We start from the raw sequence: 7870 nt of genomic DNA on the forward strand, positions 1-7870 counted from the left end.
TCTTTATATTATAGCGATCCATCTTTTTTAATTCACAAAATCCGGTCGCAAAAGCTGGGATCTATGGGTTTTGTGACTGGTTTTTGTCTGAATTTTAAGGCGGATTGCTATAGGTCATATCGTCACAAAAGCCGCTGTAATTCTGCTATACTGTGTGTGTGACCGTGTCTGCTGTCACTGACATAATGGCAGTGGTCGTGGCTGTGTGTGACTGTATGTGTGTGGGTCGAACCGTCGTGGGTGTGGGTGAACGTGTGGCAGTGTACATGCGTATGCCTGTGCGCCAGAGTGTCTGCCGCCGCCAGTGCAGTACCCGCTGCCATTATTACCAGCGCAATGAGGTAGTTTGCCGAAAGTGCTTCCCTCAGCAGAACGAAAGACAGAAATGCACCGATGAACGGCGCGATAGCATAGTAAGCGCTGGTCTTAGCAGCACCAAGTTCCTTCTGTGCGCGGATATAGGTGAAAATGCTCAGACCGTAAGCCACATAGCCCAGCAGCAGTGCAGGCAGTATATAGCGCATATCAGGCAGCTTCTCACCTGTCACCAGTGCTATGATTACCGAACCCGCACCTGAACACAGCCCCTTTATCGTAACTATCTGATAGGTGCTTTTCTCGGAAATGCTGCGTGTGCAGTTGTTCTCAAACCCCCAGCAGACTGCTGCGCCCAGCACAAACAGTGAACCCGCTGTAAATTCAAGGCTGCCCTTGCCGCCGAACGAAAGTATCATACTCGATAAAGTGACCAACCCCAGTGCGATCCAGAGCCGCCTGCTTATCTTCTCCCTGAAAATGGCAAAAGCTATCACCGAAGTCGCAGCTATCTCAAAGTTGCCCAGCAGTGAAGCGTTTGCTGATGAACCTATCTTTATACCTATCATAAGCAGTATCGGTGCTAATATATCCAGTGCCACCATGCCTGTGGTGTATGGCAGGTCAGACCTGCAAAGCCGCTGTTCTGATGCTTCGTGTTTAAAATGAAAAAGATACATCGCTCCAACACCCAGCCCTGCACCTATGTACAGGAATCCTGCCATAAAGGTAGGTGCAACGTTACTCAGCAGCAATTTTGAGCAAGGCACGTTCAGCGCATAGAACAGTGCCGCCGCCACAGCGTAAAGAATAGCAGTTATTCTTTTGTTTTTCATTTTTAAACTCCGTTTCTATGGTCGTTCTGCAACAGCCGACCGCTTATTATAGCAATCCAACTTTTTAAATTCACAAAATCCGGTCGCAAAAGCTGGGATTTATGGGTTTTGTGACTGGATTTTGTCTGAATTTTAAGGCGGATTGCTATAGTAAAGTATATCACGACTTTGCGCTGTTGTCAATATTTTCTCGTCTTGACAAATATATATGCGCGATGATATAATTAGTTATATCTAACCTAAGCGAAGGAGTGACCACCATGAAACGAACGATAAGAAATTCTCTTGGCTTGTGCGCGATAATGACCGTTACAGTGATGGCAGCACCCGCCTTTTCAGACCCGAAACTCGTCCTGCGTTTTCTGCCGAAAGATATACTTGAAGCCGCCAAAGACCACCCCGGACCTCCGCTGAAAAAGCGTCTTGTCGCACATTTTCTTCTAGCGGCAGTCGGCGGGTATACCGTGTGGGCGATGAAAGACAACGCCGACCGGATCAAGCGGGAGAAACTCAGTTTTTGGCAGGCGTTCAAGCGTCTTATGGCATTCCTGTATGTCGAGAAAGCCTACGATATCGTCATACTTGACCAGCTGCTCTGCATGTCGTCAGGTTGGTATCAGCGTTTCTATCCCGAAACTAAGGAATGCAAAGGCTGGCATGACCGAAACTGGAATACCAAAGATCAACTGACCCATCTGCTTAGCTATCCGTTTATCTGCGCGGCACAGGCATATCTGCTTACTAAAAAGAAATAAAGTCCAAAAAATCACCCGCTCGCTTGACTTGCCTGCGCTGATATGCTATAATTTATAGTATCATCAGGAAAGGGGGCGGCGGTATGTGGCGCGGCATAAAGCGTATCATACGCGTAGTTTTATGGCTTTGCGGGACTTTCGCCGTGACTGCTGCGGCAGAACGCTTTGCTTTAGCGGCTGAACTTGTGACAGGCAGCAAAAAGGAAGTTTTCCTGCGGCTGCTGCCATACACCGTTCTGACAGCGCTTGTGCTTGCGGCAGGCAGTGCGCTGCTTCACAAAATGGGGCGCATGAACCTTAAAAAGCTGGATGTGATGTTCGGAAATGAATTTGAGTACGCCTGCGCAGGCATACTGCGTGCGAACGGCTTCAAGAATGTCAGGGTAACGCAGGCAAGCGGCGATTTCGGGGTGGATATCACCGCACAAAAGAACCATATAAGCTATGCCGTACAGTGTAAGCGCTACGAGAAAAAGGTCAATAATTCGGCGATACAGGAGGTCATTGGCGGTCTGGCAGTATATGGCTGTGAAGTAGGCGCTGTGATGACAAACAGCTATTTTACCGAACCTGCCAAGCGCCTTGCCGAAGCAAACGGTGTTATTCTCTGGGACAGGGACGCGCTTGCCGAAATGCTTGACCGCAGCGGCACAAAAAAAGCTGTCCGCCAAAGTCTGGCAGACAGCGAACAGCTTGATGACCCGGAAGCGGTCTGCGGCTGCGTGATAGATGATTACCTTTCAGAATACGGCATCGGCGCTGAGGTCGAGAATATAGAGGTATTGGAGGATAGCTGTGAACTGCTGGTCGAACTGAAGCTGCTGCAAGGCGTGCGCATCGATGATATCCGCGCCGTCACCGATGACCTTGCCGCATACGGCGGCTGGGAGTATGTGACCTGCGTTTTCCCATCAAAGACCGCAGGCAGAGTTGGTCTTGAGATACCTCTTCCCCTCGATGAAGAGGATGTATAACCGTTATTTTATCACCTTGCCGAAATATTCTGCCAAAGGCAGAGTTGCACCCGAATGCTTGCCGGCGGGTATGACCGTCACTCGCTCCTCACCCAGATATCCGCGAGTAAAGCTGTGTGTGGTAACAACTTCATCGCTGCCGCCTATAATGGCACAGATGCGGCTTTTGTCGAGGTCTTCAAGTTCACCGAACAGTCCTATAAACTCAGAGATATCACCTGTGTAGCCCAACAGCGGCAGATGGTAGAACGCCATAAGGCAGGGGTTCACCAGCACAGCAGGCAGCCCCGTTTCCGCTGACAGCACAGCAGCATAAAATCCACCAAGACTCGTCCCGACGATAAGCCCGATGCTTTCGTCAGCGGCGAGTTTATTCAGTTTAATGACCATCTCGCGCGGACTGACTGCGTCATAGTCATTCTGCGGCGATACCACATCATGACCGTTTGCTTTCAGAGCCGCAAATGCAGCGTTCTCAGCACTTCCGCCGTAACCGTGAAGATTTAATATCTTTATAAAAATCCCCCCCTATAAACGAAAAAAGCAGCCCTAAAGCTGCTTCTTCGCCAAATCACCTAAACCTTCATAATTCGTAAGAAAATTAATTATTTCTCACAAGACATATTATACAGCATGTTGCTTAATTTGTCAATAGTAAAATATAATAATTTTTAACTTTTTTGGTCAAAATATCTTTTTTGTTCAAAAACACGAAAATTTAATATTAATTAGCTTAAAAATGTCTTGCCCTTGACAAAAAGAAGCTATGGTGCTATACTTTAATAAGTAAAAGTACGAAATTGTTTGTCGCGGCAAAGTAAAAATATTAAACAAATTAATCTTGCTGCGGGAAGGGAGCATATAATGAAGATTGCGATAGTTGGTCTGGGACTTATCGGCGGTTCACTGGCTAAGGCGATAAAGAAGAATACCGAGCACAGCTGCTTTGCACTGGATATCGACCGCGCTGCCATTGCGGGCGCAGTCGCGCAGGAAGCTATAGACGGTGAGATAACTGTCGATGAACTCCACAGCTGTGATGTGGTGATGGTCTGCCTTCACCCCGCCCAGACTATTAACTTTATAATAGAGAATAAATCAAAGTTCAAAAAGGGCAGCATTGTTATTGACAGCTGCGGTGTCAAGGCGGCTATAGTCAACGCGGTGGAGAAACCGCTGGCTGATGAGGGTGTGCATTTTCTCGGCTGTCACCCGATGGCGGGGCGTGAATTTTCAGGCTTTGCATACTCGGTAGATAACCTCTTCGAGAAAGCCAGCTTTATAATGACACCGTCTGACGAACTGCCTGTAAGGATAGTTCGCGAAGTTTCACAGCTTGCTTACGAGATAGGCTTTGCCCGCGTAGTCACATCAACGGTAGAAGAGCATGACAGGATCATCGCTTTCACCTCACAGCTGGCGCATGTGGTGTCCAGTGCTTATGTGAAGAGTCCCAGCCTGCTGAAACAGTCAGGCTTCTCGGCGGGGTCTTTTAAGGACATGACCCGCGTTGCCAAGCTGAACGAGAATATGTGGACTGAACTTTTTATGATGAACAGGCAGCCGCTTATTGATGAGATCGACTGCATCATTGCCCACCTTACCGAGTACCGCGATGCGATATCGGCTGAAGATGCTGACGGACTTCGTGAACTGCTCAAAACCGGTCGCGAACTTAAGGAACTTTCCAACAATTCATAAGTGCCATCAACGGCAGACAGTCTTTGATACTGTCTGCCGTTTTTTTGAGTGCAATAACTTTTACAAAAAATTCACATATCCGAATTGTCCATTGATACTGCTATCTTCTAAGAGTGTGAAAATATTGTTAAAATTTTTACATCATGTTTTGTGACTTTACAATTGCTTATGACACCGTCAGTTATATGGAATAAGTCCTCAAAACATAGCTTTCATGGGCTGAGTGGTCGGTTTTGTAGTGGAAAAAGTCGTTAAAAATCATGTACTAAAAAAGTACACTTTAGTCCGTGAAATGGCACATTTAGGTCGTTAAAAAATTAACACTCAGATGTGAACGGTACAAAATAATGTACTCGCGTAAAATCAGAGCCATGTATCCGATGGCATGCCCCATGTAAAATTACCGCGAAAAATCGGGGGTTTTGCCGCCTTTGCTAACATGTGAAATAAATGTTAAACCGAAGTAATATTTCTGTTTTGTCCTTGACATGGTGTACTAAATGTGATATTCTTTTACAAGAAGATGATCTATATATTGTGTGTCCCGCAGGGGCGGGGCAGATCGTCCGATCAATCAGCAGACGGTGTGGATTTTCGCAGCATGACTTCGTTATTTTGCATATGTCTGTATAGTCAGGGAGAGATGTAAAAATGGAAAGAAATTGGTTCGATGAGGAGTGGAAGGGTTTTAAACCCGGCAGATGGTCAAGCACATCTATAAATCTGAGGGATTTTATCCAGAAGAATTTCACCCCGTATGATGGCGATGAGAGTTTCCTCGCAGGTCCTACTGAGGCTACAACAAAGCTGTGGGAGCAGGTACTGGAACTGTCAAAGCAGGAAAGAGAAGCAGGCGGCGTTCTGGATATGGATACTAAGATAGTTTCCACCATAACAAGCCACGCTGCAGGCTACCTTAATAAAGATCTGGAGAAGATCGTAGGCTTCCAGACAGATAAGCCTTTCAAGCGTTCGCTCCAGCCTTTCGGCGGTCTGAGAATGGCTCAGCAGGCATGTAAGCAGTACGGCTATGAAGTTGATCCTGAGATCGTAAAGATCTTCACTGAGTACAGAAAGACCCACAATCAGGGCGTTTTCGATGCTTACACCCCTGAGATGAAGCTGGCAAGACATGCCGCTATACTGACAGGTCTGCCCGATGCTTACGGCAGAGGCAGAATCATTGGCGACTACAGAAGAGTTGCACTGTACGGTATTGACTACCTTATTGAAGACAAGAAGGATCAGCTGGCTAATTCGCTGGTAAGAATGACTTCAAAGAATATCAGACTTCGTGAAGAACTGGCTGAGCAGATCAGGGCTCTTGGCGAACTGAAAAAGCTGGGTGAGATCTACGGCTGCGATATATCAAAGCCTGCAAAGAACGCTCAGGAAGCTATCCAGTGGCTGTATTTCGGCTATCTGGCAGCTGTTAAGGAGCAGAACGGCGCAGCAATGTCGCTGGGCAGAACTTCGACTTTCATCGATATCTATATTCAGAGAGATATTCAGAACGGCGTGCTGACCGAAGAAGAGGCTCAGGAACTGGTAGACCACTTCATCATGAAGCTCAGACTGGTCAAGTTCGCAAGAACACCTGAGTATAATTCACTGTTCTCAGGCGACCCCACATGGGTGACCGAGTCCATCGGCGGTGTTTCCATCGACGGCGTTCCAATGGTAACTAAGACTTCGTTCAGATATCTGAACACTCTCAACAATCTGGGTCCTGCACCTGAGCCTAACATGACTGTTCTGTGGAGCACAAAGCTGCCTCTGAACTTCAAGAAGTTCTGTGCCAGAATGTCCATAAGAACTTCGGCTATTCAGTACGAGAACGATGACCTGATGAGAGCTACTCACGGTGATGACTATGCCATCGCTTGCTGCGTATCTTCGATGGTAGTCGGCAAGGAGATGCAGTTCTTCGGCGCAAGAGCTAACCTCGCTAAGTGCCTGCTGTACGCTATAAACGGCGGCGTTGATGAGCGTCTTGGCGTTCAGGTAGGTCCTAAGTACAGACCTGTTGACGGTGAGTACCTCGACTTTGATGATGTTATGGACAAATACGATGACATGATGGAGTGGCTGGCCGGTCTGTATGTCAACACCCTGAACGTTATCCACTATATGCACGACAAGTACAGCTATGAAAGACTCCAGATGGCTCTCCACGACAGAGATGTCAAGAGATACTTCGCTACAGGTATCGCAGGTCTGTCTGTTGTTGCTGACTCGCTGTCTGCTATCAAGTACGCTAAGGTAAAGCCTGTACGCAAGGATATCGAGATAAAGGATAAGGCAGGCAACGTTATAGATGTTGCAAGAAATGTCGTTGTTGATTATATCGTTGAGGGTGATTTCCCCAAGTATGGTAATAATGATGACAGAGTTGACAAGCTGGCTGTTGATATCGTTAAGCGCTTCATGAACAAGATAAGAAAGCATCACACTTATCGTGACGGTGTACCTACCATGTCTATACTGACCATTACTTCCAACGTTGTTTATGGTAAGAAGACAGGTTCTACTCCTGACGGCAGAAAAATCGGTGTGCCTCTGGCTCCCGGCGCTAACCCGATGCACGGCAGAGATACTCACGGTGCAGCATCTTCGCTGTCTTCCGTTGCTAAGCTGCCTTTCAGACATGCTCAGGACGGTATCTCCAACACATTCTCCATCATACCCGGCGCACTGGGCAAGGACGATGAGATGTTCATGGGCGACATAGACATCGCAAGCATCACAGAGGAACTCAACAATGGCAACTGATAACAAGACCGAAGAAGAGAAGGTCGATGAGTTGGTCGCTATGATCGACAAACTCATTGAAAAAGGCGACGGTCATGTGAACGTAAAAGCAGGCGAGGTGACCTCAGAAGAGGGCGCCACGCTGAACGTTCAGACTTTCCGCAGCAATGACTGCGGAACAGGTGCATGCTGTCAGCCAAATGAAAAAGCGCCCGATGAGGACGATGACGAGTTGTAATATTGAAAGAAGGATAAATATGGCAAATTTTGAACCTACTGATACACAGGTCGATAACCTGATCGGTCTGCTTGACGGCTATGCTGAAAAAGGCGGACATCATCTGAATGTAAACGTGCTCAACCGTGAAACTCTGCTGGACGCTCAGGCACACCCTGAGAAGTACCCACAGCTGACTATCAGAGTTTCGGGCTATGCAGTAAACTTCGTTAAGCTGACAAAAGAACAGCAGGACGATGTTATCTCCAGAACATTCCACGAGAGTCTGTAATCAATCGACAAAGACCGATCGGCAGCAAT

General features: G+C 47.3%; 8 protein-coding genes. 6 read left to right on the forward strand and 2 right to left on the reverse strand.

Features of this window, described 5'->3' with window-relative positions; all coding sequences use genetic code 11:
- Positions 1 to 122 precede the first annotated feature (122 nt).
- Entirely contained in the window at positions 123 to 1151 is a 1029-nt protein-coding gene (locus CUS_RS06605; protein WP_002848688.1) for a DMT family transporter, read from the reverse strand.
- A 260-nt stretch (positions 1152 to 1411) separates the two neighbouring features.
- On the opposite strand from CUS_RS06605, the gene CUS_RS06610 reads away from it, so the two are divergent.
- Together CUS_RS06610 and CUS_RS06615 are read left to right on the forward strand one after the other, a co-directional pair.
- The gene (locus CUS_RS06610) at positions 1412 to 1906 is read left to right on the forward strand and encodes a hypothetical protein (protein ID WP_002848703.1); all 495 of its coding nucleotides are present in this window, start codon (positions 1412 to 1414) and stop codon (positions 1904 to 1906) included.
- Positions 1907 to 1989: 83 nt separating this feature from the next.
- Positions 1990 to 2880 carry a restriction endonuclease gene (locus tag CUS_RS06615; RefSeq protein ID WP_002848700.1) on the forward strand — a complete coding sequence of 297 codons (891 nt, stop codon included), beginning with the start codon at positions 1990 to 1992 and terminating at the stop codon, positions 2878 to 2880.
- 3 nt (positions 2881 to 2883) lie between these two features.
- Here the strand turns inward: CUS_RS06615 and CUS_RS06620 are convergent, their stop codons facing one another.
- Positions 2884 to 3402: a YqiA/YcfP family alpha/beta fold hydrolase gene (locus tag CUS_RS06620; protein WP_347494003.1), complete on the reverse strand. Its 519-nt coding sequence runs from the start codon at positions 3400 to 3402 to the stop codon at positions 2884 to 2886.
- A gap of 342 nt (positions 3403 to 3744) precedes the next feature.
- Here CUS_RS06620 and CUS_RS06625 point away from each other — a divergent pair, with 342 nt between their 5' ends.
- The 4 genes from CUS_RS06625 (at position 3745) to grcA3 (ending at position 7841) form a co-directional block, all read left to right on the forward strand.
- Positions 3745 to 4581, forward strand: a complete 837-nt coding sequence (locus CUS_RS06625) for a prephenate dehydrogenase (RefSeq protein ID WP_002848702.1) — start codon at positions 3745 to 3747, stop codon at positions 4579 to 4581.
- Positions 4582 to 5232: 651 nt separating this feature from the next.
- A complete protein-coding gene (pflB, locus tag CUS_RS06630) occupies positions 5233 to 7353 on the forward strand; it encodes a formate C-acetyltransferase (RefSeq protein WP_002848684.1) in 2121 nt (706 codons plus the stop codon).
- Positions 7343 to 7570 carry a hypothetical protein gene (locus tag CUS_RS06635; protein WP_002848692.1) on the forward strand — a complete coding sequence of 76 codons (228 nt, stop codon included), beginning with the start codon at positions 7343 to 7345 and terminating at the stop codon, positions 7568 to 7570. The genes pflB and CUS_RS06635 overlap by 11 nt, the downstream gene beginning before the upstream one ends.
- Complete coding sequence (gene grcA3, locus CUS_RS06640) at positions 7548 to 7841, forward strand: autonomous glycyl radical cofactor GrcA3 (protein WP_242831542.1); 294 nt, start codon at positions 7548 to 7550, stop codon at positions 7839 to 7841. The genes CUS_RS06635 and grcA3 overlap by 23 nt, the downstream gene beginning before the upstream one ends.
- The last annotated feature ends 29 nt before the right edge of the window (positions 7842 to 7870 follow it).

Source organism: Hominimerdicola alba 8 (assembly GCF_000178155.2).
Taxonomy (GTDB): Bacteria; Bacillota; Clostridia; order Oscillospirales; family Ruminococcaceae; genus Hominimerdicola; species Hominimerdicola alba_C.